The following is a 1,637-nucleotide window of genomic DNA, read 5'->3' as shown; positions in this document are numbered from 1 at the left end:
TCACCTCAACCGGCGGTGGTTCAGTCGCCTTGGCATGCGTCAGAACGCTAACAGCAAGAGCTGCAAGCATGAGGTGTCGGGGCATCGTATTCTCCTGACGAACGGCACCGATCACCGGGCGGCGGCGAACGATTCTCCATTGGAAAAAGCTGGCCACCGCCGCTCTGGTGCATCGTATGGTTATCCGTCGTTAATCGCATGAAGCCACCTTCCGCAGCATTCGCGACTCCGCGACGATGGCATTCTCGGCGTGACCATGGAAAGTCGCCTTTCCGATCATGGTGAGTCCGTCATTCTGCACATTGAAAATGTAACTTCCGGTATCAAACCCGCTACCTTTCTGATCTTCAAAGAGGAGGACAACTCTCTGCCCGTGTATAAAGCCACGGTACCCGAATTGGCGTTCGATTTGCTCTCCACTGCGGTTCTTTCGCCGCGTACTGGTTCCTCGGAGTTCGGCCCCAAATTGCTTCAATACTAACGAGCCGACTTCGACTTCAACGCCGTCTCGTTGTTCCACAATCGCCCACGACCCAGACACTCGAATACTGTTATAGGTCATGAAATTGCGGACAGTCGGCCATCCATAGCCGGTCCAGCAGGCAACGATGCCGGTCGCGACGATACTGGAACGCACTCCGAGAATGAAGCCAGATAGCAAGGTGTGCTCCTGTAGTTAAAGATCGGATAACGTTTGCGATATGCGGGCGGTGGCGAGAGATGTGATTGGAATGCCAAATTGGTCTCCACCACCGCTCCGTCATCATCGCGTGGTTATCGGGAATACTTTCGTGGATTCAATCGAGCAGTTCGAAACCGTGAAGTGACGATCACGAGCGCACCGACAGGTGAGGAAGCGATGGGTACGTTGTCGATGCAGAGCGTCAAAGGATTGTATCAGACGTAATCGACATCGTTCGCATCGTTTCCGGGAGTCTACGCAGCGGTGAAACGTTGGAGTCGCGGTGAGGCGATCGGTTGGCAACCGGAACACAGTCGTTCGTCAGAAAGGTTGACGACCGTTCGCATGACCGCGACGAATGTTGCAAGTTCGAGCGACGGCGTGTGCCAAGCGACCGATCGCAATTTTGTCCGCCATTGTGTTCATCGACGATTGTTTTGATATTCAAATTGTTGAACGCTTTCATTGTGTCATCGTTGCACCGTCGAGCGGCCGTTCGCGATGACCAATGATGGCGTTGTGTGCAACCGAGATCATCATCGCCACGTCCTGCATTCGTCGCCGCGATAACGGTCAGCATCACCGGGCGGTGGAAGCCAACGTGATTGGAAAGTGAAGTAGGTCTCCACCACCGCTCCGTGTGCATGCAATGGTTATGCATTTCCGCGGCAGCCGAGCGCAATTACGAGCATGGATCGGAGTAGGTGTTCGATTGTCAGCCGAGCGATTCATTTCGATGAGAGTCGGTGAGGTCACGAGCACTTGAGTGTCAGTCGGTTTTGCGTTGACGAATAATGTGCGGGGCGTCGAACGACGTTTCGGTACGGCTCGAGCGCCATTGCGAGCATAAGCTTCACGTGGCATTTCCGAGCACCAGATCGTCCCGGTATACAACACCGGTTGGATCTGCAGTGAGCAACAATCGCGAGCATGAAGTTGAGCTTCTGTCTCACGC

The 1,637-nt window shown here is 54.4% G+C and carries 1 protein-coding gene; it reads left to right on the top strand.

What is annotated here, in order from left to right:
• Nucleotides 1–202, top strand: a 202-nt coding sequence (locus tag LOC70_RS13045; RefSeq protein ID WP_230254026.1) for a hypothetical protein, incomplete at its 5' end; no start/stop codon positions are given.
• Nucleotides 203–1,637: the final 1,435 nt, after the last annotated feature.

The sequence above is a fragment of the Rhodopirellula halodulae genome (assembly GCF_020966775.1).
Taxonomy (GTDB): Bacteria; Planctomycetota; Planctomycetia; order Pirellulales; family Pirellulaceae; genus Rhodopirellula; species Rhodopirellula halodulae.
This window is presented reverse-complemented; position numbering and strand designations above follow the sequence as displayed.